This window comes from Pantoea sp. sgz302252 (genome assembly GCF_047713085.1).
Taxonomy (GTDB): domain Bacteria; phylum Pseudomonadota; class Gammaproteobacteria; order Enterobacterales; family Enterobacteriaceae; genus Scandinavium.
On the sequence record NZ_JBLFJW010000034.1, the window covers coordinates 35916 to 61141 of the forward strand.

Annotated in this window: 32 protein-coding genes and 2 pseudogenes; 13 read left to right on the top strand and 21 right to left on the bottom strand. The window is 51.7% G+C overall.

What is annotated here, in order from left to right:
- Positions 1-393: 393 nt before the first annotated feature.
- Positions 394-885, bottom strand: a complete 492-nt coding sequence (locus tag ACLW56_RS20825) for a DUF2938 domain-containing protein (RefSeq protein WP_330985614.1) — start codon at positions 883-885, stop codon at positions 394-396.
- Between the two features lie 66 nt (positions 886-951).
- Between ACLW56_RS20825 and ACLW56_RS20830 the strand changes: the two genes are divergently transcribed.
- Positions 952-1350: a helix-turn-helix domain-containing protein gene (locus ACLW56_RS20830; RefSeq protein ID WP_330985615.1), complete on the top strand. Its 399-nt coding sequence runs from the start codon at positions 952-954 to the stop codon at positions 1348-1350.
- Positions 1351-1440: 90 nt separating this feature from the next.
- Here ACLW56_RS20830 and ACLW56_RS20835 read toward each other — a convergent pair whose 3' ends face one another.
- Entirely contained in the window at positions 1441-2076 is a 636-nt protein-coding gene (locus ACLW56_RS20835) for an OB-fold protein (protein ID WP_330985616.1), read from the bottom strand.
- Positions 2054-2227: a hypothetical protein gene (locus tag ACLW56_RS20840; protein WP_330985617.1), complete on the bottom strand. Its 174-nt coding sequence runs from the start codon at positions 2225-2227 to the stop codon at positions 2054-2056. Before ACLW56_RS20840 ends, ACLW56_RS20835 begins: the two co-directional genes overlap by 23 nt.
- A 170-nt stretch (positions 2228-2397) precedes the next feature.
- On the opposite strand from ACLW56_RS20840, the gene ACLW56_RS20845 reads away from it, so the two are divergent.
- The 3 genes and pseudogenes from ACLW56_RS20845 to ACLW56_RS20855 all read left to right on the top strand — a co-directional run bounded on the left by ACLW56_RS20845 (position 2398) and on the right by ACLW56_RS20855 (position 3488).
- A complete protein-coding gene (locus tag ACLW56_RS20845; RefSeq protein ID WP_330985618.1) occupies positions 2398-2607 on the top strand; it encodes a hypothetical protein in 210 nt (69 codons plus the stop codon).
- A gap of 94 nt (positions 2608-2701) precedes the next feature.
- Positions 2702-2950, top strand: a pseudogene (locus ACLW56_RS20850) (LysR substrate-binding domain-containing protein); the annotation flags it as partial.
- A 133-nt stretch (positions 2951-3083) separates the two neighbouring features.
- Positions 3084-3488 carry a Spy/CpxP family protein refolding chaperone gene (locus ACLW56_RS20855; protein ID WP_330985619.1) on the top strand — a complete coding sequence of 135 codons (405 nt, stop codon included), beginning with the start codon at positions 3084-3086 and terminating at the stop codon, positions 3486-3488.
- Between the two features lie 129 nt (positions 3489-3617).
- Here ACLW56_RS20855 and ACLW56_RS20860 read toward each other — a convergent pair whose 3' ends face one another.
- Positions 3618-3794, bottom strand: coding sequence for a hypothetical protein (locus ACLW56_RS20860; protein WP_330985620.1), 177 nt, complete (start codon positions 3792-3794; stop codon positions 3618-3620).
- 22 nt (positions 3795-3816) lie between these two features.
- Entirely contained in the window at positions 3817-4518 is a 702-nt protein-coding gene (locus ACLW56_RS20865; RefSeq protein ID WP_330985621.1) for a pirin family protein, read from the bottom strand.
- Positions 4519-4623: 105 nt separating this feature from the next.
- Between ACLW56_RS20865 and yhaJ the strand changes: the two genes are divergently transcribed.
- Entirely contained in the window at positions 4624-5520 is an 897-nt protein-coding gene (gene yhaJ, locus ACLW56_RS20870) for a DNA-binding transcriptional regulator YhaJ (RefSeq protein WP_330985622.1), read from the top strand.
- A gap of 46 nt (positions 5521-5566) precedes the next feature.
- On the opposite strand, the gene ACLW56_RS20875 is transcribed toward yhaJ, so the two are convergent.
- The 11 genes from ACLW56_RS20875 to ACLW56_RS20925 all read right to left on the bottom strand — a co-directional run bounded on the left by ACLW56_RS20875 (position 5567) and on the right by ACLW56_RS20925 (position 12878).
- Positions 5567-5953, bottom strand: coding sequence for a DUF805 domain-containing protein (locus ACLW56_RS20875; RefSeq protein ID WP_330985623.1), 387 nt, complete (start codon positions 5951-5953; stop codon positions 5567-5569).
- A 106-nt stretch (positions 5954-6059) separates the two neighbouring features.
- Positions 6060-7046, bottom strand: coding sequence for a glutathione S-transferase family protein (locus ACLW56_RS20880; RefSeq protein WP_330985624.1), 987 nt, complete (start codon positions 7044-7046; stop codon positions 6060-6062).
- A gap of 71 nt (positions 7047-7117) precedes the next feature.
- Positions 7118-7510 (bottom strand): DoxX family protein, encoded by a 393-nt coding sequence (locus ACLW56_RS20885; RefSeq protein WP_330985625.1) that lies wholly within the window; start codon positions 7508-7510, stop codon positions 7118-7120.
- 258 nt (positions 7511-7768) lie between these two features.
- Positions 7769-8065, bottom strand: a complete 297-nt coding sequence (locus ACLW56_RS20890) for a YqjK-like family protein (RefSeq protein ID WP_330985626.1) — start codon at positions 8063-8065, stop codon at positions 7769-7771.
- Positions 8058-8459: a phage holin family protein gene (locus ACLW56_RS20895; protein WP_330985627.1), complete on the bottom strand. Its 402-nt coding sequence runs from the start codon at positions 8457-8459 to the stop codon at positions 8058-8060. The genes ACLW56_RS20890 and ACLW56_RS20895 overlap by 8 nt, the downstream gene beginning before the upstream one ends.
- Positions 8460-8461: 2 nt before the next feature.
- Positions 8462-8767: a YqjD family protein gene (locus ACLW56_RS20900; RefSeq protein ID WP_330985628.1), complete on the bottom strand. Its 306-nt coding sequence runs from the start codon at positions 8765-8767 to the stop codon at positions 8462-8464.
- Positions 8768-8804: 37 nt separating this feature from the next.
- Positions 8805-9173 (bottom strand): DUF1090 domain-containing protein, encoded by a 369-nt coding sequence (locus tag ACLW56_RS20905; protein ID WP_330985629.1) that lies wholly within the window; start codon positions 9171-9173, stop codon positions 8805-8807.
- A 149-nt stretch (positions 9174-9322) separates the two neighbouring features.
- Positions 9323-9709 carry an EnvZ/OmpR regulon moderator MzrA gene (gene mzrA / locus ACLW56_RS20910; RefSeq protein WP_330985630.1) on the bottom strand — a complete coding sequence of 129 codons (387 nt, stop codon included), beginning with the start codon at positions 9707-9709 and terminating at the stop codon, positions 9323-9325.
- A gap of 2 nt (positions 9710-9711) precedes the next feature.
- Positions 9712-10374, bottom strand: a complete 663-nt coding sequence (gene yqjA / locus ACLW56_RS20915) for a DedA family general envelope maintenance protein YqjA (RefSeq protein ID WP_330985631.1) — start codon at positions 10372-10374, stop codon at positions 9712-9714.
- A 315-nt stretch (positions 10375-10689) separates the two neighbouring features.
- Positions 10690-11466 (bottom strand): transcriptional regulator ExuR, encoded by a 777-nt coding sequence (gene exuR, locus ACLW56_RS20920; RefSeq protein WP_330985632.1) that lies wholly within the window; start codon positions 11464-11466, stop codon positions 10690-10692.
- 116 nt (positions 11467-11582) lie between these two features.
- Entirely contained in the window at positions 11583-12878 is a 1296-nt protein-coding gene (locus ACLW56_RS20925; protein ID WP_330985633.1) for an MFS transporter, read from the bottom strand.
- Positions 12879-13346: 468 nt separating this feature from the next.
- On the opposite strand from ACLW56_RS20925, the gene uxaC reads away from it, so the two are divergent.
- The 3 genes from uxaC to ACLW56_RS20940 are packed head-to-tail and all read left to right on the top strand — an operon-like array spanning position 13347 to position 16895.
- Entirely contained in the window at positions 13347-14759 is a 1413-nt protein-coding gene (uxaC, locus tag ACLW56_RS20930) for a glucuronate isomerase (RefSeq protein ID WP_330985634.1), read from the top strand.
- Between the two features lie 18 nt (positions 14760-14777).
- Positions 14778-16265 carry an altronate dehydratase family protein gene (locus tag ACLW56_RS20935; RefSeq protein WP_330985635.1) on the top strand — a complete coding sequence of 496 codons (1488 nt, stop codon included), beginning with the start codon at positions 14778-14780 and terminating at the stop codon, positions 16263-16265.
- Between the two features lie 57 nt (positions 16266-16322).
- Positions 16323-16895: a YgjV family protein gene (locus ACLW56_RS20940; RefSeq protein ID WP_330985636.1), complete on the top strand. Its 573-nt coding sequence runs from the start codon at positions 16323-16325 to the stop codon at positions 16893-16895.
- Here the strand turns inward: ACLW56_RS20940 and sstT are convergent.
- Positions 16892-18136: a serine/threonine transporter SstT gene (gene sstT, locus ACLW56_RS20945; protein ID WP_330985637.1), complete on the bottom strand. Its 1245-nt coding sequence runs from the start codon at positions 18134-18136 to the stop codon at positions 16892-16894. The two genes, ACLW56_RS20940 and sstT, sit on opposite strands and share 4 nt — an antisense overlap.
- Before the next feature lie 279 nt (positions 18137-18415).
- Entirely contained in the window at positions 18416-19384 is a 969-nt protein-coding gene (locus ACLW56_RS20950; protein ID WP_330985638.1) for a TerC family protein, read from the bottom strand.
- A gap of 118 nt (positions 19385-19502) precedes the next feature.
- Between ACLW56_RS20950 and ACLW56_RS20955 the strand changes: the two genes are divergently transcribed.
- A complete protein-coding gene (locus ACLW56_RS20955) occupies positions 19503-19634 on the top strand; it encodes a hypothetical protein (protein WP_330985639.1) in 132 nt (43 codons plus the stop codon).
- 18 nt (positions 19635-19652) lie between these two features.
- Here ACLW56_RS20955 and ACLW56_RS20960 read toward each other — a convergent pair whose 3' ends face one another.
- The gene (locus ACLW56_RS20960; protein ID WP_330985640.1) at positions 19653-20651 is read right to left on the bottom strand and encodes a Gfo/Idh/MocA family oxidoreductase; all 999 of its coding nucleotides are present in this window, start codon (positions 20649-20651) and stop codon (positions 19653-19655) included.
- Between the two features lie 439 nt (positions 20652-21090).
- Between ACLW56_RS20960 and ACLW56_RS20965 the strand changes: the two genes are divergently transcribed.
- The 3 genes from ACLW56_RS20965 (at position 21091) to ACLW56_RS20975 (ending at position 22959) form a co-directional block, all read left to right on the top strand.
- Positions 21091-21258 carry a hypothetical protein gene (locus ACLW56_RS20965; protein ID WP_330985641.1) on the top strand — a complete coding sequence of 56 codons (168 nt, stop codon included), beginning with the start codon at positions 21091-21093 and terminating at the stop codon, positions 21256-21258.
- A gap of 99 nt (positions 21259-21357) precedes the next feature.
- Positions 21358-22281, top strand: a complete 924-nt coding sequence (locus ACLW56_RS20970) for a lysine exporter LysO family protein (RefSeq protein ID WP_330985642.1) — start codon at positions 21358-21360, stop codon at positions 22279-22281.
- 12 nt (positions 22282-22293) lie between these two features.
- Positions 22294-22959: an alanyl-tRNA editing protein gene (locus tag ACLW56_RS20975; protein ID WP_330985643.1), complete on the top strand. Its 666-nt coding sequence runs from the start codon at positions 22294-22296 to the stop codon at positions 22957-22959.
- Positions 22960-23029: 70 nt separating this feature from the next.
- Here ACLW56_RS20975 and ACLW56_RS20980 read toward each other — a convergent pair whose 3' ends face one another.
- The gene (locus ACLW56_RS20980) at positions 23030-23530 is read right to left on the bottom strand and encodes a M48 family metallopeptidase (RefSeq protein WP_330985644.1); all 501 of its coding nucleotides are present in this window, start codon (positions 23528-23530) and stop codon (positions 23030-23032) included.
- Positions 23531-23772: 242 nt separating this feature from the next.
- On the opposite strand from ACLW56_RS20980, the gene rlmG reads away from it, so the two are divergent.
- Complete coding sequence (gene rlmG, locus ACLW56_RS20985) at positions 23773-24909, top strand: 23S rRNA (guanine(1835)-N(2))-methyltransferase RlmG (protein WP_330985645.1); 1137 nt, start codon at positions 23773-23775, stop codon at positions 24907-24909.
- Positions 24910-25006: 97 nt separating this feature from the next.
- On the opposite strand, the pseudogene ACLW56_RS20990 reads toward rlmG, so the two are convergent.
- Positions 25007-25226 (bottom strand): annotated as a pseudogene (locus ACLW56_RS20990) (IS110 family transposase); the annotation flags it as partial.

Consider the following 25226-nt stretch of genomic DNA (forward strand, 5'->3'; position numbering starts at 1 on the left):
TCAGCATTGAGGCGGGGTTTTTGCTTTTGTAGGTCGAAGATGAATGACTGTCCACGACACTATGCTCAAAAGAAAGCGGCTTATCGGTCAGCTTCACTCATTCAAAAACAATACGTTGGTGTGTCTCAGGCCTTAATAGGTGAAAATGTGACACAGACTGTGATACAGACGAGGCACACCAACGGCTGTTCCATCCCGAATATCCTAAAGCGTGGCAACCGCTACTGCCTTCATTTCCGACTACCTTCAGGTGGCTTTTTTCGCATGTCTCTGGGCTGTGATTCAGCCAGTAGAGCAAGATTAATATCTTCCCGCCTCTCCATGTTCATTTCTCTTGTAAAATCGTCCAGGATGGAGCCTGAGGTGTCCTGACACTTGAACTGCTCAATGGCGCTATGATAATGACGCCATAACAGCAGTAATGCCATATAACCCGATACCATACGCAAGGTGCGTAATCAGGCTTAAAAGACGCCCCAACCATGGGCGAGGTGTACGGGAGGCAGCGATACCAAAGCCAAACGCGGGTTGCAAAATTAAGAAAGGAGCAATCAAAGTTAACAAACCTGTTAACATGCCCATGAAGAGAGACGGGTCATGGAGCCAGCCCCTTCCGCTAAGCAAAAGTGGGATAACCGCAAAAAGTATCCCGGTCAGATAATGGAATACCCATCCAGTAAGATTCTCCCCTCGTATCTGTGACGCTGAAAGAATGGTGTGATGCCTGAATTTTCCTTGTGGAAGCCATAAAATCCAGCGACCTACCAGCGCATAATCTAATGGTGGAATTTTTAAAATGAGCTTTTGACATAACGACCACGAATCCATGACCAGTGTTGCTCCAATGCCCGTTATGACGGTTTTGAAAAAAATGATGATATCCAATGTGTACTCCTTCTTTTAAATGACATAATAATCAGTGTGCAACTTAAAGTGAGGTTTAAGTCAACAATGAAAGAACTGGATATCAGGGAAATCGCTGACCTTACCGGGGTTACCCCGTCAGCGTTGCGATATTACGAAAAGAAAGAGCTAATCAAACCTGTTGGCCGTAATGGCCTCAGAAGGCAGTACAATGAAAACGTGATCAATAAACTGCAATTAATCGCGCTTGGGCAGGCTGCTGGGTTTTCTCTTAATGAAATAGCGAAGATGTTTAGTCCAGAAAACAAACTCGCATTAGACCGCGTTCAGCTTCTTCAACGAGCAAAGGAGATCGACGGCACTATTCGCAAACTCCAGTTGTTAAGCCGGGGACTGAAACACGTTGCATGTTGTACGAAGACTGAGCATTCCGAATGTGAAGAATTCAAAAAAATTGTCTCAAGAGGACTGCGGCTCGTCAGGTAAATTATTCTAACGTCCCGGTTCGCTTCTGGCACTGAGCTGCCTGTCAGATTAGGTTTAGATCTGTGCCATTGCTGTGTCAGGTTAATACAACTAATTAAACGTACAGTTGCCGCCAGACGGCGCACTGATGAATAGCTGCATCTTTTCGCAAGTCACGGTGATCTTCTGCCCCTTTTTCAGTTTCGACGCCTGCGCCATCTCTGAATCAGCCATACTCAGGCTGACAGGCATGAAGCGATTACCACTTTCAAGTTTAAGAACGACATCATTCGCGAAATTTTTTGTTATGTCCTGAACAGTTCCGGTCATTTCCACCTTACGACCACCAATCTTGTCATCCGCTGCAACTTCATTAGCGCTGTACAGTTCTGCCAGAGCTTTTGCTGTTGTACGGTAAATGCCCTCATCAGAAGCTGGCACTTTAGGTTTACCATCGGCAACTTGAGATCGTGCTGAAGGCATTAGTCCGTCAAATATCAGCTTGCTAAAATCCTTTTGTATCAATATATAGGCACCAACACCACCACAACTATCTATCCCAATTTTGTCTTTTGTAGCCAGAATCATTTTCTGTTTCTTGGCTCTTTTTAGCTTATCCCCCATCTCAGCCCTAAAGACAATAGAGTCATAAATGGCATTGTAGCTTTCTGTGTCGATAGTCATTCCTTTGGTGGCGCTAGCGCTGATGGACTTGATGGCTCTATCAATGGAGTTCTTTCCCATCATCTGAAAGTACCTGGTCACAACTGGCTGTAACAAGCGTTTTGACATAGGCAGACAGGTAATCAGGATATGGCTGGATTTCGCCTAAGGCAGCATCACCAGCTACGGATGAGAAAGTGCAGAACGCCAGAGACAACCCAATAATTTTTTTCATGCTTCTTCCTGTATGCAGACTTGACCGTTAAAATTAGTGATCGATTTCATCGATTGAAATTATATTATCGATCGTTTTTGTAGATCAATAATGTTCATACGTAGCCCGCTATGCACCCAACAGCATGACGGAAAAAAAGAGCGAAGTTCACTCCAGAAAAGGACGAGAAAATGAAAGGTTATGTACTGATACTCTGCGGTTGCTTGTCGTCGTTTAGCGCCAGCGCCGGACGCATAACTATAAGCAACCCCGAGCAGACAACCACGGCGAACGGGCAAACCTTGTGTATATATTCCAACAGCATTTACACTTTCACCTACGTCACCAAATCAAAGTACTGCCCCTATAGCAGGACCTTCGATACGGCTGACGGCGAGTAGGGTCTCAGGACTTTTGTTGCGATACAAAATGGGATACAGTCTGCGACACACGACAACCCCAGCGCCGCAGATGCCTGACGTATGGTTGAACGAAGCCGCCTTATCGGTCAGCTTCACTCATTTAGGCTTCACGTTTTTGCCTGAGATGATGAAAACATTTAAGGAACTGTTCCCGACCGCTCAGGTGTCCATGTTTGAAGCGCAGTTGTCATCCTTCCTGCCCGCATTGCGCGACGGGCGCCTCGATTTTGCGATCGGCACGCTGGATGGTGATATGCAGCTTCAGGATCTGCACGTTGAACCGATGTTTGAATCTGAATTTGTGGTGGTGGCTAATTTTAGTGTGCCACAACAATTTTCCCCACGCCGTCTATTTGCTTTAAATACAAATTTGTATGAATAATTCATTACATACATTCACGGGAAGGTGAAAAATAATGCCTCCTCTTCCATGGCACTCTTAACAGGATGAAATAATGAAAAAAATGACACGTATTGCCTTACTGACGGCTTCCCTGATGGGCTTCACCGGCCTGGCTCAGGCGGCAGACGTTGCGCCAGCGCCTTCTCAGGATCCGGTTGTTCAGCATCTGAAACTGAGCAACGAGCAGGTGGCGAAGATCAAGAGCCTGCATGATGCGATGGTGAACAGTGTGAAGCAGGTTTCCATGAAGGGCGTGAAAGATGGGGCGATCATCGGCGTGATCCAATCCGGCAAATGGGACGAGAAAGCAGTGAAAAGCCAGCTTGAAGCATTCAGTAAAGTTGAACAGCAAACCCGTTATTACCGTGTGAAGTACTACTTCGACGTGAATCAGGTGCTGACGCCAGAACAGCGTAATCAAGTGCGCGAAGACTTGATTGAGTCTGCCAGCGAATAAAACAAAGACGCTAACGCCGGGTGGCGGCTGCGCCTTACGCTGGCCTGTGATGTAAGGCAGACCCGGCAAGCGCAGTGCCGCCAGGCAATAAAGCAAAAGCCCGCAAAGCTTAAGCGTTGCGGGCTTCTGTCATATCAAGTGCATTTCCTGCGCCAGCCGAATTTCAGCTTCTGCGACAATCGCCGCCAGTTCATCAGGCACGTCATCGCACCCAAATACTTTTCGTGTTTCTTGCTCAGTTGCCGCGGTATTCGTTTCGGCGACAGCTTTTTTCGACGCCGTCTTCTTCTGCTGTTTCTTGCTCACATTGACCTGCCGGTGTTCAGGGCTATACCGGTAAATCTATCAGTAAACCGCGCAGCGGCGTATCAGCAACAAGTGTTATGTTAGCCTCGTCACGAATAAAAGCGCCGTCGCCACAGGTAAGGGCTTCTCGCTCCTCGCCAGGCGTGACGGCATGAACGGTGCCGTGGATAGACTGCAAATACGATCGTGGGCCATGCAGTTGGAAGCTCAACTGCTCGCCTTTCTCCAGCTGAATATGGTGGATCCAGACCTGTTGGCGCAGCTGCAAACTTTCCTGACTGCCGTCTGGTGAAGCAATGAGCTGGCGAGCGCCATCGGTTAACGTCAGTTTTTGCACCAGCGAGTTCTCACGCTCCGGACAGGCATCCAGCCAAAGCTGCATCCTCGTCAGGGATTTCTCTTTGCTAAGATTGTGTTCGCTGTAGCTGATGCCCGGTTGAGTGGCAATCAGCAGCGCTTCGCCCGCTTTCGCCTGAACATGGTTGCCTTCGCTGTCCCGATACTCGGCTTCACCTTCAAGGATAATGTTCAGGATATCGACTTTCGGGTAAGTGCGAGCCTGGAATGAAGCGCCTGGGCCGAGCACTTCCTGATTCAGGACGCGCAGGGACGCGTAGCCCAACAGCTTAGGATCAAAGTAGTGTCCAAAGGAGAATGTGTATCGGGCCTGCAGCCAGCCGAAGTCGGCTTGTCCACACTGTTTGGCTGTTCGGGTAGTAATCATAATTCTTGACCTCTCTTTACACTGAAACAATGGTAAAGCTATGGACGCTGCATTGTTAGCCAGTTATTCTGCCGGGTATGTTCAAATTTACTGAATGAGAACGCCATGGCTAAAGAAAGGGCATTGACGCTGGAAGCGTTAAGGGTAATGGACGCCATCGACAGGCGTGGCAGTTTTGCTGCCGCCGCCGATGAGCTGGGACGCGTGCCGTCTGCGTTGAGCTACACCATGCAGAAGCTGGAAGAAGAGCTGGATGTGGTGTTGTTCGACCGCTCAGGGCATCGCACAAAATTCACCAACGTGGGGCGAATGCTGCTGGAACGCGGGCGTGTTCTGCTCGAAGCGGCTGACAAACTCACCACCGATGCAGAAGCATTGGCGCGCGGTTGGGAAACGCACCTGACGCTGGTCACGGAAGCGCTGGTGCCTACGCCGAAGCTTTTCCCGCTGATCGAAAAGCTGGCGGTGAAAGCCAATACGCAGTTATCCATTATCACCGAAGTGTTGGCGGGGGCGTGGGAACGCCTGGAACAGGGCCGTGCGGATATCGTGATTGCGCCGGACATGCATTTCCGTTCCTCTTCTGAGATCAACTCGCGCAAGCTGTATTCGGTGCTCAACGTGTATGTCGCCGCGCCCGATCACCCGATTCATCAGGAGCCTGAACCGCTTTCTGAAGTCACGCGAGTGAAATACCGTGGCGTGGCGGTGGCCGATACGGCACGTGAGCGTCCTGTGCTCACCGTACAGCTGCTGGATAAACAGCCGCGCTTAACGGTCAGTACCATTGAAGATAAGCGCCAGGCGCTGCTGGCCGGGCTTGGTGTGGCTACCATGCCTTATCCGCTGGTGGAACAGGATATCGCTGAAGGGCGGTTGCGGGTCGTGAGCCCGGAATACACCAATGAAGTGGACATCATTATGGCGTGGCGGCGAGACAGCATGGGCGAAGCCAAAGCCTGGTGCCTGCGTGAAATCCCGAAATTGTTCGCCGGAAAGTAAGGTCTGGAGTAAGCCGGGTAAACGTATCGTCACCCGGCATTTTTTATCAGGAGACGATCCGTTGCGGAGCGTCTGTCGCTTTCGGATCTGCCCCGAAGCGATTATCACCTTGCGTGCCGTTTTGGCAGTTAAAGACCAGGATAACCAGCCAGCCGACAATCGGGATCAGCCAGATTAACAACCACCACGCCGAGCGGTCGGTATCATGCAAGCGGCGGAACTGCACAGCCAGCGTGGGCAGCAGAACCAGCAGGCCATAAATGCTCGCCAGCACGCCTTCTCCGCTCGCATGTTCCCAGCCAAGCATTTTATCAATAATGCTCAGCACGCCCGCCAGGACGAAACTCACCAGCACGAACATCCAATATTCTTTGCGGCGCGCACGGCCACCAAACCCGATGTAATTCTTGAGTACTTTTAGATACCAGTCCATTTTCCTTGCCTCGATAGTCAGTCAATCACTTGTTTTCTAAGCGATCGAGGTAAGGATAGATGCAAATGATAAAATTAAAAAGGGCATCGATTGATGCCCTTAATAATTAGCGGAAGCGAATGTCTCGCCCGTGAGGCTCGTCGAGATCCTGCCACGGCCCGATGGAAATGATCCCGGTCGGGTTAATGGTTTTGTGGCTACGGTAATAGTGGTTGCGGATATGGTCCATATTGACCGTTTCCGCGACGCCCGGTAGCTGATAAATATCGCGCAGGAAACCGTACAGATTCAGGTAATCGCTGATGCGGTGCTTATCACATTTGAAGTGGGTGACGTAAACCGGATCAAAGCGAACCAGCGTGGTCCACAGACGAATGTCTGCCTCAGTCAACTGATTGCCCGTCAGATAGCGGTGCTGGCCGAGGAGTTGCTCGACGCGCTCCAGCGACTCAAACACTTTGCTCACCGCTTCATCGTAAGCTTCCTGGCTGGTGGCGAACCCGGCTTTATAGACCCCGTTGTTGATGCTGTCGTAAATCCAGTCGTTCAGCTCATCAATCTTGCCACGCAGGGCTGGCGGGTAGTAATCGCCTGCACGAGCGCCAAGGCCATCGAACGCCGTATTCAGCATACGGATAATTTCAGCGGATTCGTTGCTGACGATGGTGTGATTCTTTTTATCCCACAGCACCGGCACGGTGACGCGTCCGCTGTACTGAGGATCGGCGTGCAGGTAAAGCTGATAAAGAAATTCATGCTGATACAGACTGTCGCCGGTTGCGCCCGGGAAGCTGTCATCAAAGGTCCAGCCGTTTTCAAACATCAGCGGGTTCACCACCGAAACATCGATAAACGGCTCAAGGCCTTTAAGTGCGCGCATAATCAGCGTGCGGTGTGCCCAAGGGCAGGCGAGGGAGACGTACAAATGGTAGCGATCTTTTTCAGCGGCGAATCCGCCTTCTCCGGAGGGGCCTGGTGCGCCATCGGCGGTCAGCCAGTTGCGAAACGCTGACACTGAACGCTTGAAGCGTCCCCCGGTTGATTGGGTGTCATACCAGGTGTCATGCCAGACGCCGTCAATCAGTTGTCCCATGGTTCTCTCTCCTTCAAATGACAAAAGCGAGGTGCTATCTCCTCGCTTTTAGAAACTTCAGTATAGACGCCTTACCACTTTTTGTTCAGCACGCGGTCAATACTGAACGCGCCAGGACCGGTAATCGCCAGCAGCAGGAAACCGCCAGCGATGGTCAGGTTTTTCATGAACATCAGCGAGTTAACGCCTTCAGCAAAGTTGCTGTGGAACAGGAACGCCGTCAGCAGGGTGAAACCGGCAATGAACAGCGCAGTGGTACGAGTCAGGAAACCAAACAGGATGGCCAGGCCGCCGCCAAACTCAAGCAGGATGGTCAGTGGCAGCAGTGCGCCCGGAACGCCCATGGCTTCCATGTACTGCTGGGTACCCGCATAACCGGTGATTTTGCCCCAACCTGCAGTGATAAACAGGATTGGCATCAGAATGCGCGCTATCAGTACACCAACATCTTCTAATTTTTTCATTTTACTCTCCATCAAACCACACAGGCGGCTATCTTTATTTATTGTGCAATTTCGCGGAGATACCGCGTACTTGCTGTCGATGGAAAGGAGTGTAATCGGAGCGGTGCGGGATTGTTAGCAAGGAAAACTGTCAGTCTTCTTCAAATATATTGAGTGTTGGAAGATTTGCCTGATGGCGCTTCGCTTATCAGTCCTACAGGGAAGAACAGAGCGTGTTTGTAGGCCGGGCAAACGCAGTGCCGCCCGGCACAGGCAGCATCAACGCGACTGTTGCTGGCGCAGCGTGCTTTTGACCAGCCGCCAGGCGCTCCAGGCACCAAAGCCACGGCGGCCCCAGCGTACCAGAAAGCGAGGATGGCGAACTGACCAGATGGCCATGATGCTGCTGCCAACCAGCGCCCACGAGCGCAGGTTTAGCAGCGTGTTCCAGCCACGATCATAAACGCCGGTCGCCTCCATCCAGTCACGGCGGCTGGCGGAAAGATCCAGTCGCTGCTGCTGGATTTGGCTCAGCAGGTAAGCTTTTCGCTTTTGCAGCTCGAGCTTGCTACTCACGTTCGTCATCCTCAAGCAATGCCCGGTCGTTCGCCAGCTCATTACGCGTATGGCGTAAGAACGTTGAACGACGCGCTTTCCTGAGCGTCCAGATCCCGCCAATCAGCGCCAGCGCCAGCAGCACCACGGTGGTGGCTATCATGGCGTTAAGGCGATACTGCGGATCGACTGCCCAGATGACCAGCACCATCAGGCTCATCAGCCCAAAGGCCGCGAACAGCATGGTCAGGCCGAGCATCAGCAGCATCTGGAAGAGATTGGCTTTCTCCTCTTCCAGCTCAACGACGGCAAGCCGCAGCCGGGTTTCGACCATCTCGACGATGATCGTGACGATACGCTGGCCGATGCCGAAGACGCTTTTCCCCGGGCCGTGTGTGTGATGAGAGTCAGCCATCATTAACGGCGCGTCAGCAGCACACCCAGCACCAGCCCAACGGCTGCACCGATCCCGACGCCTGTCCATGGGTTTTCACGAACGTAATCGTCAGCATGCCCTGCCGCCTGACGAGCCTGTCTGGCGAGCGCGTCGCTGGTTTCACCCAGACGGTGACGGCTGTCTTTCAGGGCGCGTTCGGCTTTGCTGCGCAGTTTGCTCAGTTCTTCTTTGGATTTGTCGCTGGAGGAGTTCAGCACTTCTTCCAGGGTGTCGGTCAGGGATTTCAGTTCGGCACGCAGATTTTCTGAGGTGGTATCTTTTGACATGATTTTCTCCAGTGTAAGACGTTAGCTTTCCATTAACTCAATAGTCACGAGACTCCAGCGCTTTCAGTTCGTTCTGCGCTTCAGTGAGTTTGTGTTCACGTTTACTGATTTTCTCCGCATCGCCTTTGGTTTTGGCTTCGTCAAGGTCATGGCGTCGTTCAGCGACTTCTTGTTTCTGCTCCGCGATTTTCTTGTGATGATCCTCGCGCAGTTTGCTGTCGCTGCAGTTGGCTTTGACTTCGCGTAATGCCTTGTTGAGGCCATCAATGCGGCTCTGGTTGTGATGCTTTTGGGCGTAGCGGATTTCGCGCTGGATGTCCTGTTCTTTCTCCTGACACGGGCTGACGGCAGAAGCGGTTGCACTGAGCATAACAAGACCAAAAGCCAGAACGATGCGGTATTTCATAGATGAAACCTTCCCTTGTGTCGTGGGTAATTTCAGGCATTACCAACCCAGTCGATGAAATCAGGAGAGTGACTTCCGCCTGTTACAATCATAGTAAGTAAACAGGAAATCACCAAAGCCTGTGAAAAGATTCAGAATCCTGGAAGGGATTAACCGAAGCGGTGCGGGGTATCACGCAGACGGGACAACCACTGCGGTGTCAGGTCTTGATCCTCATCCTGTTGAGCAATGATGTAACCGTGCGGCAGTGTTCGATCAAGCACTTCTTTGGCGGCGGCGCTCTGGTCGCTGGATTCAAATTTAATCACCAGGCCGTTATTTTGCGGCGTGATGCTCTTAAAACGAATGCCGTTGGCATCCAGGTGATGCCAGACGAAAAAACCATCAGGCATGCTGGTGTTGGAGCTTAGCGGGCGAATGGCGAGCGTGGACTCGCGCTTTTGCAGCGCAGCCCACATCCATAGTATCGCGCACAGCAGAAGTAAAATGCTGAGGCTGATGCTGAACCGGCGAAGCGTAAAGTTCCGAAGCCCCATGATCAGCTCCGGTTGCCGTATTTTTTCTTCCACAGAACGACCAGCGAGCCGATGAGGCCGATAACCAGCAGCACCACGGGCAGCAGCATCAGGCAGGACATCAACGCATCTTCGTATTTGAGGAACACCGGCGTTTTCCCTAACAGGTAGCCGAGTGTCGTCAGGATCAAGACCCACAGCAGGCCGCTCATCCAGTTAAAGAACTGGAAGCGTGTGCTGCTCAGGCCAGAGAGGCCTGCAATGGTGGGCAGTAACGTACGGACGAATGCGATAAAACGGCCAACCAGCAACGCAGACAGGCCATGTTTATGGAACAAGTGATGTGCGCGCTGATGGTAGTGCGTAGGCAGATGAGAGAGCCAGTTTTGCACAATTCGGGTGTTACCCAGCCAGCGCCCCTGAATGTAACTCAGCCAGCAGCCCAGGCTTGCGGCGGTAGTGAGCAGCAACAGGGTTTGTGGGAAGCCCATCGCGCCTTTCGCGATAAGCACGCCAACCAGCACCAGCAGGCTGTCGCCTGGCAAAAAGGCCGCAGGCAGCAATCCGTTCTCAAGGAACAGGATCATAAACAACACAAAATAGAGCATGCCGATCATGGAAGGGTTGGCCAGGGTTTCGAAATCCTGGCTCCACAAGGCATTAAGTAATTGGGTTAACAGTTCCATTCACGATTCCTGGTACATCGATTAATGTCACGCCTGAACGCGTTGAAGTGCCGCACGAGGGTTGTCTTTTATCATTATGGTCGTCGGTGATGCGTTCTGAACTTTTCCATGTTTTTTTGACCTGGCGAAAGCCAAATCCGTAAACGTCAAATTGCATCTAAGTGTAACAAAGCCTCTGGTTTTACGTCACAGAAATTGCAGCTCGTTGCACATTGATTTTGCTGTTTGATAGGGGGAAGGGCGAGGGACTTTACACAGGCTGACACTATAGTTGGTTAACTTACCCTCAGGCCTGGGCTGAGGGTAAGATTATCCTTATTTTGAACTGTTCGCGGCGGTATCGAGATGAACAACCGGGTTTTCCGCAAATAAGTAGCGATCGGCATTGAATTCAAAGTCATCACTGGTTTCGTTAAACAGCATCAGTTTGGTGTTTTCCAGATGCTGCCACATCGCCAGTTTGGCCGCGTGCGGGTCTTTGCGAATCAGTGCTTTAAGAATTTGGTCATGATCGTCACACCAGTTATCGACGGTGCGAAGATCGATATGATCGTGCAGTTTTTTCCAGTACGGGTTGTGAACACGCTGAGTCCACATTTTTTCCACGATAGCCGCTAGCGCCGTATTCTGGGTGGCCAGCGCAACCTGTACGTGGAACTGGAGATCCCACTCTGAATCGCGGAAGCACTTCTCTTTGCGCGCCTTCTCCTGGATTTCCATCAGCTTCATGATGTCTTGCTTGGTGACCTGAGTGGCGGCAAATTCCGCAATGTTACTTTCAATCAGCTGACGAGCCTGTAACAGCTCAAAAGGCCCATAGCTGGCGAATTCAAGTGATTCATCCGGAACCTGATAGTGCTTCGCGGTATTGGAAATGACATGAATGCCGGAGCCTTTACGGACCTCAACATACCCTTCCACTTCCAGCATGATGATGGCTTCACGAACCACCGTGCGGCTGACGTTTTTCTCATCGGCAATGAAGCGCTCTGCGGGGAGTTTGTCACCCACAAGATAGACGCCCTGTTCGATGCGATCTTTCAGCTCAGCAGCGAGTTGTTGGTACAAACGGCGTGGTTCAGTGATTTCCATATACGCTCCAGGAAGGGTACGGCATGAGAGATTTGTTATACCACTTTTACCAAATTCTCACCAGTCTGATACAGCAAAAAGCCGCCCGGGGCGGCTTTTGTCGAACGGTATCAGGCTTAGTTTTGTGTCGCCGGGCCGCCTACGGTTTGGGCAACCTCTACCGCCGGTTTGTTTTGCAGAACCGTCCAGATAACCAGCGCTCCCAGCAGGTCGAACACCGCCAGCACAGCGAACAGCGGGCTGAAGCCCAGCGTATCTGCCAGCGCACCGACCACCAGAGCAAACAGGGTGCTCGCGGTCCAGGCCGCCATGCCGGTCAGGCCGTTCGCGGTAGCCACTTCGTTACGACCAAATACGTCGGAGGAGAGGGTAATCAGCGCGCCAGACAGAGACTGGTGAGCAAAGCCACCGACGCACAGCAGCGCAATCGCCACATAAGGGCTGGTGAACAGGCCGATCATGCCTGGGCCAATCATCAGTACCGCACCCATGGTGACCACCAGTTTACGGGAGACAATCAGGTTCACACCGAACTTACGCTGGAACAGCGGTGGCAGGTAGCCGCCAACGATACAACCCAGATCAGCAAACAGCATTGGCATCCACGCAAACATCGCGATGTGCTTCAGGTCAAAGCCGTAGACTTTAAACATGAACAGCGGGATCCAGGCGTTGAAAGTCCCCCAGGCCGGTTCTGCCAGGAAGCGCGGCAGCGCAATGCCCCAGAACTGGCGGTTACGGATGATCTGCCAGGCAGACATTTTCTTGCCATTGTCTTTCTGGTGCTGCGCTTCCTGACCGCCGATGATGTATTCGCGTTCCTCGTCGGTTAATTTTTTCTGGTCACGTGGGTGTTTGTAGAAGATGAGCCACGCCATTGCCCAGGCAAAGCTCAGCACGCCGGAAATGATGAACGCCATCTGCCAGCTGTGCATCACGATGGCCCACACCACCAGCGGTGGCGCAATCATGCCGCCAATGGAGGAACCGACGTTGAAGTAACCTACGGCGACAGAACGCTCTTTCGCCGGGAACCACTCGGAACTGGCTTTCAGGCCCGCCGGGATCATCGCTGCTTCTGCCGCACCGACAGCACCACGAGCGACAGCCAGGCCGCCCCAGCTTCCTGCCAGCGCGGTAGCGCCACAGAAACAAGCCCAAAGCACGGCAAACATCGCGTAACCAATTTTAGTGCCGAGCAGGTCAAGCACGTAGCCTGCAACAGGCTGCATCACGGTATAAGCGGCTGAATAAGCAGCGATAATATAGGAATATTGCTGAGTAGAAATATGCAGTTCTTGCATAAACGTTGGCGCGGCCGCAGCCACGGTATTACGGGTGAGATAACCCAGCACGGTGCCCAACGTCACCAGGGCGATCATATACCAACGTAACCCTTTAATTTTACGCATGTAAACCTCGTCGTTTTGTTTTATCCGCGCTTTGCACGGTCATCTTCCCGCCTGACGGGAGGATGATTAAGTAACGGTGAGGCGTAACAGGAAAACCTGATACGGCCCGAACCTTGCCATCAATAAATTTGCGAATTCGGTGTCCGTACCGATAACTCCGGAGTGTTTTTCTCCGGTAATGCATTCCGTCGGCTTATAGGTTGCGACGGCAGGAAAGATAACTTGTCATACAACTTTAAAAGGTGAGAACCGTCACAAAAGCAGGAAGAGCTGTAGGGTCTTTCTGAGCGGCGGGGAAAGCGAGAAATGGCGCGGCCTGGCGGGATATTTACCGCTTTTTAAGGACATTATTTGTCGGCTTTTATTGATCTGACTCACGAAAAATTCTTCGGTCGCTGGAAATTGGTGTGATAACTTTGACACCATTGCAGTTAAGCATCTGACGCACTCCTTCAGAGGAAGACGATAATGACTCAGTTTATGACCGAAGATTTCCTGCTCGACACCGAATTTGCCCGCCGTCTGTACCACGACTACGCGAAAGACCAGCCGATTTTCGACTACCACTGCCACCTTCCGCCGCAGCAGGTTGCCGAAAATTACCGTTTCAAAAACTTGTATGACATCTGGCTGAAAGGCGACCACTACAAATGGCGTGCTATGCGTACCAATGGTGTGGCCGAGCGCCTGTGTACGGGTGATGCTTCTGACCGTGAGAAGTTCGACGCCTGGGCAGCAACCGTGCCGCATACCATCGGCAACCCGCTGTACCACTGGACGCACCTTGAGCTGCGTCGCCCGTTTGGTATCACCGGCAAGCTGCTGTCTCCGTCAACCGCCGATGAAATCTGGAACCAGTGCAACGATCTGCTGGCGCAGGAAAACTTCTCCGCTCGCGGCATCATGCAGCAGATGAACGTGAAGATGGTCGGCACCACTGACGATCCAATCGATTCTCTGGAGCATCACGCGACCGTGGCGAAAGACAGCACCTTCACTATCAAAGTGCTGCCAAGCTGGCGTCCAGACAAAGCCTTCAACATCGAACAGGCGACCTTTGGCGACTACATGGCGAAGCTGGGCGAAGTGGCTGATACCGATATCCGCCGTTTCAGCGATCTGCAAACCGCGCTGGGCCGCCGTCTGGATCACTTTGCCGCTCACGGCTGTAAAGTGTCTGACCACGCGCTGGATGTGGTGCTGTTTGCTGAAGCCACTGAAGCCGAGCTGGACGGTATTCTTGCCCGTCGTCTGTCAGGCGAATCGCTGAGCGAGCGCGAAGTGGCGCAGTTCAAAACCGCTGTGCTGGTCTGGCTGGGTGGCGAATATGCTCGTCGCGGCTGGGTGCAGCAGTATCACATTGGCGCGCTGCGTAATAACAACCAGCGTCAGTTCAAACTGCTGGGCGCGGATGTTGGCTTTGACTCCATCAACGACCGTCTGCTGGCTGAAGAGCTCTCTAAACTGTTGAGCAAGCAGAACGAAGAGAACCTGCTGCCGAAAACCATTCTTTACTGCCTGAACCCACGCGATAACGAAGTGCTGGGCACCATGATTGGCAACTTCCAGGGCGAAGGGATGCCAGGCAAGATGCAATTCGGTTCCGGCTGGTGGTTCAACGATCAGAAAGACGGCATGGAACGTCAGATGACGCAGCTGGCGCAGCTGGGCCTGCTGAGCCGCTTCGTCGGCATGCTGACCGACAGCCGCAGCTTCCTGTCTTACACCCGTCACGAATATTTCCGCCGCATTCTGTGCCAGATGATTGGCCGCTGGGTGGCTGCGGGTGAAGCACCAGCGGATATCCAGCTGCTGGGCGAAATGGTGAAAAACATCTGCTTTAACAATGCGCGTGATTACTTCGGCATTGAACTGAACTAAACCCTGAGGTTGGTTGATATGCAATACATCAAGATCCATTCGCTGGACAACGTGATTGTCGCACTGGCTGACATCGCAGCGGGTCAGGAAGTGACCGTCGACGGTGAGACGGTTCGCCTGCAGTCCGACGTTGTGCGCGGGCATAAGTTTGCCCTGCGCGCGATAGCGAAAGGGGAAAACGTCATTAAATACGGTCTGCCTATCGGTCATGCGCTAACGGACATTGCGCCCGGGGAACATATTCATTCCCACAACACGCGTACGAACCTGAGCGATCTCGACGAGTATAGCTATCAACCAGACCTTCACACCGCGCAAAACCAGGCGGCAGATCGTGACGTTCAGATTTACCGCCGTGCAAACGGTGAGGTTGGGGTACGAAACGAGCTGTGGATTTTGCCGACAGTGGGCTGCGTGAACGGGATTGCGCGTCAAATTCAGACGCGCTTTCTGAAGGAAACGAATGAGGCCGAAGGCACCGATGGCGTGTTCCTGTTCAGCCACACTTACGGCTGTTCCCAGCTTGGCGATGACCACATCAATACCCGCACGATGCTGCAAAACATGGTGCGCCACCCGAACGCCGGCGCAGTGCTGGTGGTTGGCCTGGGCTGTGAAAACAACCAGGTTGATGCCTTCCGTGAAACGCTGGGGGATTTTGACCCGGAGCGCGTGCACTTCATGATCTGCCAGAAGCAGGACGATGAAGTGGAGGCGGGGCTTGAGCATCTGCATCAGTTGTATGAAGTGATGCGCCATGACAAGCGCGAGCCGGGCAAACTCAGCGAACTGAAGTTCGGTCTGGAGTGCGGTGGGTCGGATGGCCTGTCTGGCATCACGGCCAACCCAATGCTGGGGCGTTTCTCTGACTACGTGATTGGCAACGGCGGCACCACCGTGCTGACGGAAGTACCGGAGATGTTCGGCGCGGAGCAAATCCTGATGAGCCATTGCCGCGACGAAGCGACGTTTGAAAAGACGGTCACCATGGTCAACGATTTCAAACAGTACTTTATCGCGCACAATCAGCCGATTTACGAGAACCCCTCACCGGGCAACAAAGCCGGGGGCATCACCACGCTGGAAGAGAAATCGCTGGGCTGTACGCAAAAAGCGGGTTCCAGTCAGGTGGTCGATGTGCTGCGCTACGGTGAGCGTCTGAAAACCCACGGCCTTAACCTGTTAAGCGCGCCGGGTAACGATGCGGTAGCCACCAGTGCGTTAGCGGGCGCAGGTTGCCACATGGTGCTGTTCAGTACCGGGCGCGGTACGCCTTATGGCGGTTTTGTGCCGACAGTGAAAATTGCCACCAACAGCGAGCTGGCTGCGAAGAAAAAACACTGGATTGATTTCGATGCCGGGCAGCTCATCCACGGGAAAGCGATGCCGGAAGTGTTGAATGAATTTGTCGATGCCATCGTCGACTTCGCCAACGGCAAGCAAACCTGTAACGAGAAAAACGATTTCCGAGAGCTGGCGCTGTTTAAATCAGGCGTGACGCTTTAATCATCCAACGGCGCTGGCAACGGTGCCGCTTTTTTTTGTGTTACCAAAGGATGTTGCATGACCACGTATTGGCTTGCCCAGGGCGTTGGCGTCATCGCGTTTCTGGTTGGGATCACCACCTTTATCAATCGCGACGAGCGTCGCTTCAAGAAACAACTCTCCCTCTACAGCGCCATTATCGGCGTGCATTTTTTTCTGATGGGCGCTTTTCCTGCCGGCTCCAGTGCCTTGCTCAATGCCATTCGAACGATGATCACCCTGCGGACTCGCAGCTTATGGGTGATGGCGATTTTTATCGCGCTGACGGGCGGCATTGGGCTGGCGAAGTTTCATCATCCAATGGAACTGCTGCCGGTGGCGGGCACGGTTGTCAGTACCTGGGCGCTGTTTCGCTTACAGGGATTGCCGATGCGCTGCATTATCTGGTGTTCAACCGCCTGTTGGGTAGCGCACAACTTCTGGCTGGGATCGATTGGCGGCACGCTGATTGAGGGCAGTTTTCTGGTGATGAATGGGATGAATATCATTCGGTTCTGGCGGATGCAGAAGCGGGGTATTGATCCCTTTAAAGCGGAAATGGCACTTCAGGAAGAGAGCCCTTCCGCGGTGCGCGGAAGGGCTGCAGATTAGCTGTGCAGAGCGTTTTTCGCCAGACGCTCATCTTCGGCCATGCATGCCGCTGCGGTGAACAGCACGTCAGTGGACGAGTTCAGCGCGGTTTCGCAGGAGTCCTGCAACACGCCAATAATAAAGCCTACCGCCACCACCTGCATGGCGATATCATTCGGAATGCCGAACATGTTACAGGCCAGCGGGATCAGCAGCAGCGAACCGCCTGCGACGCCAGAAGCCCCACACGCACACAGCGCCGCCACCACGCTTAACAGCAGGGCTGTTGGCACATCCACCGCAATACCCAGCGTATACACGGCCGCCAGCGTCAGTACGGTAATGGTGATGGCTGCTCCCGCCATATTGATGGTCGCACCCAGCGGAATGGAAACGGAATAGGTATCGCGGTCGAGGTTAAGCTTCTCCGCCAGCGCCATGTTTACCGGAATGTTAGCCGCGGAGCTGCGGGTGAAGAACGCATACACGCCGCTTTCACGCAGGCACATCAGCACCAGCGGATAGGGGTTACGGCGAATTTTCCACCACACCAGCAGCGGGTTAATCACCAGCGCCACCAGCAACATACAGCCAATCAGCACCACCAGCAGATGCGCATAGCCCCACAGTGTTTCAAAACCAGTGGTCGCAAGAGTGGAAGAAACCAGACCAAAGATGCCGATCGGGGCAAAGCGAATCACCACTTTCACGATAAAGGTGACGGCGTTAGACACGTCGTTAATCAGATTTTTGGTGCTGTCATTGCTATGGCGAAGGGCAAAGCCCAGACCCACAGCCCACACCAGAATGCCAATGTAGTTGGCGTTCAGCAGAGCGTTAATCGGGTTCGAGACCATGCTCATCAGCAGGCCACGCAACACTTCCACAATGCCGGATGGCGGCGTGACATCACCCGCGGCAGTGCTCAGATGCAAAGTAGAAGGGAACAGGAAGCTAAACACCACCGCGGTCAGTGCCGCAGAGAACGTGCCCAGCAGATAAAGAAACAGGATCGGGCGAATACTGGTTTTCTGGCCGTGCTGGTGGTTGGCGATGGAAGCCATGACCAGCATCAGAACCAGCACCGGGGCGACGGCTTTCAGTGCGCCAACGAACAGCGTACCGAACAGACCAACCGCTTCGGCTGCGGGTCTGGAAATCCAGGCCAGCAGAATACCGAGCACCAGACCAACCAAAATTTGTTTAACAAGACTGCCGCTAGCGAGACGCTGCAGCAAGCCTGAGGGGCGTTGCGTAGTCATTTAACTTTTCCTTCCGTCGTAATGTCACTTCATCCCGGCGACTCTTTGGTCACATTTGGCAGGATGTAACGAATGTTTGCACGGTTGAGTATAAGGATGTTCTGGCGGTGGGAAAGGGGAAAGTGCTGATTATTTCGTTCGTGTCTTATTTTTTAACTGTTGAATAACATTTATTTGACATAAACCACAAAAGAAAATTGCCCGGCGGCACTTCGTTTGCACGGGCTTACAAACTCATCCTTTGTAGGCCCGGCAAGCCTGCGCCGCCGGGCAATGAGATTAGAGCTGCTGCTGCTTTTTATCGTTCTGGTGGTTCACCCACATATTGATAAGCAGGGTCAGCACCAGAATGCCAAACACCACGCCAAGCGAGATAGCAATTGGGATGTGGTAGAAATCCACAATCAGCATCTTGATCCCGATAAACACCAGAATCACCGACAGACCGTACTTCAGCATTGAGAAGCGTTCTGCTACGCCCGCCAGCAGGAAGTACATCGCACGCAGGCCGAGGATCGCAAACAGGTTAGAGGTCAGCACAATGAACGGGTCGGTCGTCACAGCGAAGATAGCCGGAATGCTGTCCACCGCGAAAATCACGTCGCTCAGCTCTACCAAAATCAGCACCAGCAGCAGCGGCGTGGCAAACAGCAAGCCGTTCTGACGCACGAAGAAGCGCTCGTTCTCAATCTTATCGGTCATGCGCAGATGGCCGCGCAGCCAGCGCACCAGCGGTTTATCGCCGATCCCCGAGTCGTCATCTTTCGCCAGCGCCATCTTCACGCCGGTAAACAGCAGGAAGGCGCCAAACACATACAGCAGCCATTCAAACTGCGAAATCAGCCAGCTTCCGGTGAAGATCATGATCGTACGCAGCACGATCGCGCCCAGCACACCGTAAACCAACACGCGGCGCTGCAACGCAGCAGGCACAGCAAAGTAGCTAAACAGCATCAGCCAGACGAAGACGTTATCGACAGCCAGCGATTTCTCAATCAAATAACCGGTGAGGAAAGCCAGCGCCTGCGGATCGGCAACGGCGCGGCCCTGGGTCTGAACGAGATACCACCAAAACGCCAGGTTAAACAGCAAAGAGAGGGTGACCCACACCAGCGACCAGCTCGCCGCTTGTTTCATGGTCATGGTATGTGCGCCACGACGCCCCTGTAACAGCAGGTCGATGGCCAGCATAATGACGACCACAACAGCAAATCCGCCCCAGAGCAACGGTGTGCCGACAGTATTCATAATCTTTCCTTTAAGCAAAAAAAACGGCTAACGTCCAAAAGACGATAGCCGTTATGGGATTTTTTGCCCGGACCTCGCCTTTCGGCAAGGTCTCACTTACAACAGGAAAGATCTCAGCATGCTGAACCCTTTCCTGTTGCCTGGCGACCGGATGCTTTCGCACCGTAATGACGATCCACCAGCAAACAAGTTACTCCCCTTTGCGTGTGACAAAGTATTACAGAGCATCGACACCGTCAATGCCCTGTAACACCTGTTTTACATTCTTTTACGCGGTCGCGCTTTGGTTCACGCCATCTGCCGGGAAGACCACACCGGTCTGACGACGGATTTCCGTGGAAAGCTTCGCGGTGGTGCGGCTCACAGCGAGTCCTGGATGATTCACTTCATTTTTCTCGACCAGACGCGCAAACAGCTCGGCTTCGTACAACATGGTGTTGATATGCTGCGGCTGGGTAAGATCCTGCGTTTTGCCACCACGCGGAACGAAGGACACTTTCTGGCATTCCGACATTTTTTCGACAACCAGTGAACCGTCTTCACCCTGAATTTCACTCGGCAGCACCGAATCGCTCACTTTGGAGTGCTGTAGCGTCACGCTGAAATCGCCGTAATCCAGCACCGCCACACCATGAGCATCCACGCCACTTTCCAGCAAGGTCGCTGTTGCCTTCACGCTGTGCGGTTCACCCCACAAGGCCACGGCAGACGCAAGGCAGTAGAAGCCGATATCCATAATCGAGCCGTTAGAAAACGCCGGATTGAAAGTGTTTGGGTTTTCACCGTCGAGATAACGCTGATAGCGGGAAGAGTACTGGCAGTAGTTGATCAACGCCTTGCGCATCTTGCCCACTTTGCTCAACGCCTGCTGCAATTGCAGGAAGTTCGGCAGGCTGGAGGTCTTAAACGCCTCGAACAGCACAACCTGATTTTCACGAGCGATCTCAATGGCCTGTTCCACTTCGGCAATGTTGGACGCCAGCGGCTTCTCGCAGATCACATGTTTTTTGTGGCTCAGAAACAGCCTGGTCTGCGGGAAGTGCAGCGAGTTCGGGCTGGCGATATACACCGCGTCGATAGCCTCGCTTTGCGCCATCTCTTCCAGGGACGTGAACAGATGTTCAACCATATAGTCGCTGGCGAAAGCCTGAGCTTGTTCAAGACTGCGGGAATAGACGGCGGTGAGCTTATAGCTGCCGGTTTCATGGGCGGCATCCACAAACTGGCGAGTGATCCAGTTTGTGCCAATGACTGCGAGACGAATCATGAGAATTCACGTACTCCAAAAAAGGGACCTTTTGCCACTTTAGCACGGCATCATGACAAAACCAGTGCGCCCTCACGCAGAACCAGGCAGTGACAACTGGGTGAGCCACAGATTTGTATTTCGAGACTTAAACTATATTAATTATTCATTGTTATAATTCTAATTTGTTTAGTGAATAAACTCTTCGCCTAATATAATGGAAATAAATATCAATAAGTAGAGTTAATATTTGCTCTTGGTATTATGAATAATTTGTTTAACCCCGGTGGTGGGTGTTCATTTGCACTTAATGGTGATACTGTTTTTTATCTCACAATGGCAAGTGTAAATCTATATTTTAAAAAGGTGAGAGAAAACCAAAATGGAATTTATCGATATGGCTTTGCAATTTCAATATTGATTAGCCATTTTCTATAGCACTGAGTTTCGGGAGGCATAAATGGAGTTAGCAGATACCCAAATAAAAAAAGATATACTGAGCCTGATAGGGAATACACCAGTTGTTAGTATTTTAAATAGTGAATACCCCAAGGCTGATGTTCGTCTTAAACTTGAAGCTTTTAATCCGGGTGGTTCGATTAAAGATCGGGTTTTAGCTATAGAGTAAATCTGGTGAATACTTATTAGAAGAGGATGGGCAGATCCGTATGATCCGCCGCCCTGAAAAATTTGAAGATATCGTATCAACATTTATACTGGATTAAACATGAACTTAGCACTGGAAAATCTTTTGCCCATTCTGGCTGCATTTATATTGGGTTATAATATTCGACGAGTAGTACCATCATTATCGATGCCTCTGGTGGACAAAATATCAACGGTATGCCTTTATTCCCTACTTGTTTTGATGGGAGTAACCATTGGCCAGATTCCTGACATCATTAAACAAATGAATCATGTCGGTATCAGTGCGCTGAGCGTCGCTTTTGCTTCTTCTTTCGCAATAGCCGTTGTTCTGGCTATCTTCTACTCAGGAATTTCACTGACGAAAGCTGAGAGTCAAGTAGGGCAGTCTTCATTCAATATCATAGGATACATTAAAGATCCGTTATTACTTGCCAGTTTGGTTGTATTTGGATTTGTCATTGGTTACCGTCAGTATGTGCCAATGATAGATTATGGATTGTTGATTTCTGTACTGCTTTATCTCCTCATATTTATTATCGCAATAAAATTATCAAATTCAGGAATGTCGATTAAAGAGATATTTTTTAATCGACAAAATCTTGTCATGACAGGTCTCACTGTAGTGGCATCTTATCTTGGTGCGGCACTGGTATCGTTATTTATTCCCCTGAGTTTAGTACAGAGTCTGGCTGTGAGTTCAGGATTTGGCTGGTATACCCTTTCTGGTCTGTTATTTACAAAAATGGGAGACCCCTTATTGGGTTCTGTCGCCTTTCTTTGTGACTTATTCCGGGAAGTCTTTGCTTTGCTTCTTATCCCGACGCTTTCACGTATAGGGAGTGGGAATGTTGCGATAGGTGTTGCAGGGGCGACAGCAATGGATGTCACCCTCCCGATCATTGAAAAGCATTGTGGTATTTCTTATGTCCCCGTCGCTCTGCTTTCTGGAGGGATCATTACGGTCATGGTTCCTTTTTTAATCCCATTCTTTTTTAGTCTCTAGGAGTATCGAATAATGACAATCCGGCTTTTTGATGAAAACCCTTATGACGGGAACTTTCAGGCGATCGTGACATTTTTGGGTGAAGGATTTATTATACTCGACAAGACATTATTCTACCCACTTTCAGGTAATCAACAATGTGATAAAGGCACGCTCAATGGCGTAGAGGTCAGTACAGTCGAAGTCGACGTACAGGATAAACATCATCTTGATTTTAATGCACCTATCAAACATTTTATTGATACAAAATTATTTACACAAGGACAGCAAGTTAACGGTGTAATTGATGAGAGCATCCGTCGAAAAACAATGCGTCTGCATACAGCGAGCCATCTCGTCGAACATTATCTAAGTCTGAGTGCGGATTTTATTTCAGTAGAAGGTTCATTTGTGAATGACAAAAAAGATCGCACTGATTATTGCCTTGCTGAAAACCTGACTGCGGACTCATTGAAGAAACTGGAAGATACCATCAATGAGTTTATCGGTACTGGTGAGCCAGTGTCATTTAAACAACAGAATAATCTTCGTGTCTGGTGTTGTCGTGATATTCAAATGCCATGCTGTGGTACCCATGTAAAAAACATTTCAGAGATTGGTGAAATTAAACTCACAAAGAAAAATAAAGGCAAAGGAATTAATCGAATTGAAATATACTTATCGGATGAAAATAAATAGCCTTTGCATAATTTAGTCTCAAGGTTCGTATAAGCACTCTGCGTTTGCTGAGGGCATCCGGATGCAGCCCTCACGCAGAACCAGGCAGTGACAGTTGAGTGAGCCACAGGCGGGTATCAAACTCAAGCTGGTGATACTGCGGCTCCATATGGCAGCACAACTGATAGAACGCTTTGTTGTGGTCTTTCTCTTTCAAATGCGCCAGTTCGTGCACCACAATCATCCGTAAAAAGGCTTCCGGAGAGTGACGGAACACCGTGGCAACACGGATTTCCGCCTTTGCTTTCAGCTTGCCGCCCTGAACGCGGGATACCGCCGTGTGCAGCCCCAATGCATTTTTCAGCACATGGATTTTGTTGTCGAACATCACTTTGTTGATCGGCGGAGCACTTCGCATATAGCGGTTTTTCAGTTCCTGGGTGAAGGCCCAAAGCGCTTTATCATTCGTAATATCATGGCTTTGCGGATAGCGCTTTTTCAGAACGTCGCCAAGGCATTGTTCGGCAATCAGGGTGCGAACCTGGGCAAGAAGATGTTCGGGATAACCACTTAAGTACGTCAGTTCGCTCATGCTTGTCTCGGATTGCAGGAAAAAAGGGTATACTCACGCACCCCGAAGGGGCGACGCAGTGCTAAACACCCCTTATGAGTGTGCAAACTCGGGGAGTGTAAATCTGTAAAAATAAGGAAAATCAATTTATTGATTTTCGGCTGATTATCACAAAGAAGGAAAAAACACGCTTTTTCATTCTTTGTCAGCAACCTGGCGCCCCCAATGGGGATTCCACCGAATTTTATCATCCAGGAGGGCCGATGAGCCAATCAGACAACGGTTTCCGTTCACTGACACTAAAACGTTTCCCGGAAACGGACGAGGTCAGCCCACTTCAGGCGTGGGAAGCGGCAGACGAGTATCTGCTGCAACAACTGGACGGCACCGACATCAGCGGCCCGGTCCTTATCTTTAACGACACCTTCGGCGCGCTGGCATGTGCTCTTGCTGAACACAAGCCCTACAGCATCGGCGACTCGTATTTAAGCGAGCTGGCGACGCGTGAAAACCTGCGCCATAACGACATCGCGGAAAACAGCGTCACCTTCCGCGACAGTACCGCAGAGTATCCGCAGGCTCCGGCAGTTGTGCTGATCAAAATCCCGAAAACGCTGGCATTGCTCGAACAGCAATTACGCGCGTTGCGTCATGTCGTGACGCCGGAAACTCGCATCATTGGCGGCACCAAAGCGCGTGATGTGCACAACTCCACGCTGGAGCTGTTCGAGAAAATCCTCGGCACCACCACCACGTCGCTGGCGTGGAAAAAGGCGCGCCTCATCAACTGCACCTTCACCGCACCTGTGCTGAAAGAAGAGTCGCAGGTCACAAGCTGGAAGCTGGAAGGCACCGACTGGACCATCCACAACCACGCGAACGTCTTTTCTCGTACGGGTCTGGATATCGGTGCACGCTTCTTTATGGAGCACTTGCCGAAAGATCTGGAAGGGGAAATTGTCGATCTGGGCTGCGGTAACGGTGTGGTAGGCCTGACGCTACTGGAACAAAACCCGCTGGCGAGCGTGGTGTTTGTCGATGAATCGCCAATGGCGGTGGCTTCAAGCCGATTAAACGTCGAGTCGAACATGCCAGAAGCGCTGGATCGCTGCGAGTTCATGATCAACAACGCGCTCTCCGGCGTCGAGCCGTTCCGCTTCAATGCGGTGCTGTGTAACCCACCGTTCCATCAGCAACATGCGCTGACCGATGCCGTGGCATGGGAAATGTTCCACCACGCGCGCCGCTGCCTGAAGATCAACGGCGAGCTGGTTATCGTGGCGAACCGCCACCTGGATTATTTCCACAAACTGAAGAAGATCTTCGGCAACTGCACCACCGTCGCCACCAACAAAAAGTTTGTGATCCTCAAAGCCGTGAAGCTGGGCCGTAAGCGCTAGTTTTCAATGCCCCTCACCCTAACCCTCTCCCCAAAGGGGGCGAAGGGATGATTCGGTTTTCTCCCTCTCCATTGAGGGAGAGATACCGTCTTGCCGGTCATCCGGCAAGTGGTATCTCAGCATTAAATTCGCGTCCGGATTTCACCACGCCATAGGCCAGCTGCAGCAGTTTTCTCATCCCTGCACATACCCGTTCTTTTCCTGTCTTCCCTCTCGCTGACAGCCTTTCCATCAGGTTTTTCACCACCTCATTGTACCTTCCTGCCACAACCGCTGGCATATACAGTGCGCTGCGCAACTCTGCATTACCCACTTTC

What these genes read in the sequence shown, in the direction of transcription:
- ACLW56_RS20970 (WP_330985642.1), top strand. Translation starts at nt 21,358, where the DNA reads ATGAACTTAGCACTGGAAAATCTTTTGCCCATTCTGGCTGCATTTATA.
- ACLW56_RS20940 (WP_330985636.1), top strand. Translation starts at nt 16,323, where the DNA reads ATGACCACGTATTGGCTTGCCCAGGGCGTTGGCGTCATCGCGTTTCTG.
- ACLW56_RS20965 (WP_330985641.1), top strand. Translation starts at nt 21,091, where the DNA reads ATGGAGTTAGCAGATACCCAAATAAAAAAAGATATACTGAGCCTGATA.
- yqjA (WP_330985631.1), bottom strand. Translation starts at nt 10,374, where the DNA reads ATGGAACTGTTAACCCAATTACTTAATGCCTTGTGGAGCCAGGATTTC.
- ACLW56_RS20830 (WP_330985615.1), top strand. Translation starts at nt 952, where the DNA reads ATGAAAGAACTGGATATCAGGGAAATCGCTGACCTTACCGGGGTTACC.
- ACLW56_RS20855 (WP_330985619.1), top strand. Translation starts at nt 3,084, where the DNA reads ATGAAAAAAATGACACGTATTGCCTTACTGACGGCTTCCCTGATGGGC.
- ACLW56_RS20875 (WP_330985623.1), bottom strand. Translation starts at nt 5,953, where the DNA reads ATGGACTGGTATCTAAAAGTACTCAAGAATTACATCGGGTTTGGTGGC.
- ACLW56_RS20935 (WP_330985635.1), top strand. Translation starts at nt 14,778, where the DNA reads ATGCAATACATCAAGATCCATTCGCTGGACAACGTGATTGTCGCACTG.
- ACLW56_RS20840 (WP_330985617.1), bottom strand. Translation starts at nt 2,227, where the DNA reads ATGAAAAAAATTATTGGGTTGTCTCTGGCGTTCTGCACTTTCTCATCC.
- ACLW56_RS20905 (WP_330985629.1), bottom strand. Translation starts at nt 9,173, where the DNA reads ATGAAATACCGCATCGTTCTGGCTTTTGGTCTTGTTATGCTCAGTGCA.
- yhaJ (WP_330985622.1), top strand. Translation starts at nt 4,624, where the DNA reads ATGGCTAAAGAAAGGGCATTGACGCTGGAAGCGTTAAGGGTAATGGAC.
- uxaC (WP_330985634.1), top strand. Translation starts at nt 13,347, where the DNA reads ATGACTCAGTTTATGACCGAAGATTTCCTGCTCGACACCGAATTTGCC.
- exuR (WP_330985632.1), bottom strand. Translation starts at nt 11,466, where the DNA reads ATGGAAATCACTGAACCACGCCGTTTGTACCAACAACTCGCTGCTGAG.
- ACLW56_RS20925 (WP_330985633.1), bottom strand. Translation starts at nt 12,878, where the DNA reads ATGCGTAAAATTAAAGGGTTACGTTGGTATATGATCGCCCTGGTGACG.
- ACLW56_RS20900 (WP_330985628.1), bottom strand. Translation starts at nt 8,767, where the DNA reads ATGTCAAAAGATACCACCTCAGAAAATCTGCGTGCCGAACTGAAATCC.
- sstT (WP_330985637.1), bottom strand. Translation starts at nt 18,136, where the DNA reads ATGACTACGCAACGCCCCTCAGGCTTGCTGCAGCGTCTCGCTAGCGGC.
- ACLW56_RS20880 (WP_330985624.1), bottom strand. Translation starts at nt 7,046, where the DNA reads ATGGGACAACTGATTGACGGCGTCTGGCATGACACCTGGTATGACACC.
- mzrA (WP_330985630.1), bottom strand. Translation starts at nt 9,709, where the DNA reads ATGGGGCTTCGGAACTTTACGCTTCGCCGGTTCAGCATCAGCCTCAGC.
- ACLW56_RS20960 (WP_330985640.1), bottom strand. Translation starts at nt 20,651, where the DNA reads ATGATTCGTCTCGCAGTCATTGGCACAAACTGGATCACTCGCCAGTTT.
- ACLW56_RS20980 (WP_330985644.1), bottom strand. Translation starts at nt 23,530, where the DNA reads ATGAGCGAACTGACGTACTTAAGTGGTTATCCCGAACATCTTCTTGCC.
- rlmG (WP_330985645.1), top strand. Translation starts at nt 23,773, where the DNA reads ATGAGCCAATCAGACAACGGTTTCCGTTCACTGACACTAAAACGTTTC.
- ACLW56_RS20835 (WP_330985616.1), bottom strand. Translation starts at nt 2,076, where the DNA reads ATGATGGGAAAGAACTCCATTGATAGAGCCATCAAGTCCATCAGCGCT.
- ACLW56_RS20865 (WP_330985621.1), bottom strand. Translation starts at nt 4,518, where the DNA reads ATGATTACTACCCGAACAGCCAAACAGTGTGGACAAGCCGACTTCGGC.
- ACLW56_RS20955 (WP_330985639.1), top strand. Translation starts at nt 19,503, where the DNA reads ATGCTGAACCCTTTCCTGTTGCCTGGCGACCGGATGCTTTCGCACCGT.
- ACLW56_RS20895 (WP_330985627.1), bottom strand. Translation starts at nt 8,459, where the DNA reads ATGGCTGACTCTCATCACACACACGGCCCGGGGAAAAGCGTCTTCGGC.
- ACLW56_RS20885 (WP_330985625.1), bottom strand. Translation starts at nt 7,510, where the DNA reads ATGAAAAAATTAGAAGATGTTGGTGTACTGATAGCGCGCATTCTGATG.
- ACLW56_RS20845 (WP_330985618.1), top strand. Translation starts at nt 2,398, where the DNA reads ATGAAAGGTTATGTACTGATACTCTGCGGTTGCTTGTCGTCGTTTAGC.
- ACLW56_RS20950 (WP_330985638.1), bottom strand. Translation starts at nt 19,384, where the DNA reads ATGAATACTGTCGGCACACCGTTGCTCTGGGGCGGATTTGCTGTTGTG.
- ACLW56_RS20975 (WP_330985643.1), top strand. Translation starts at nt 22,294, where the DNA reads ATGACAATCCGGCTTTTTGATGAAAACCCTTATGACGGGAACTTTCAG.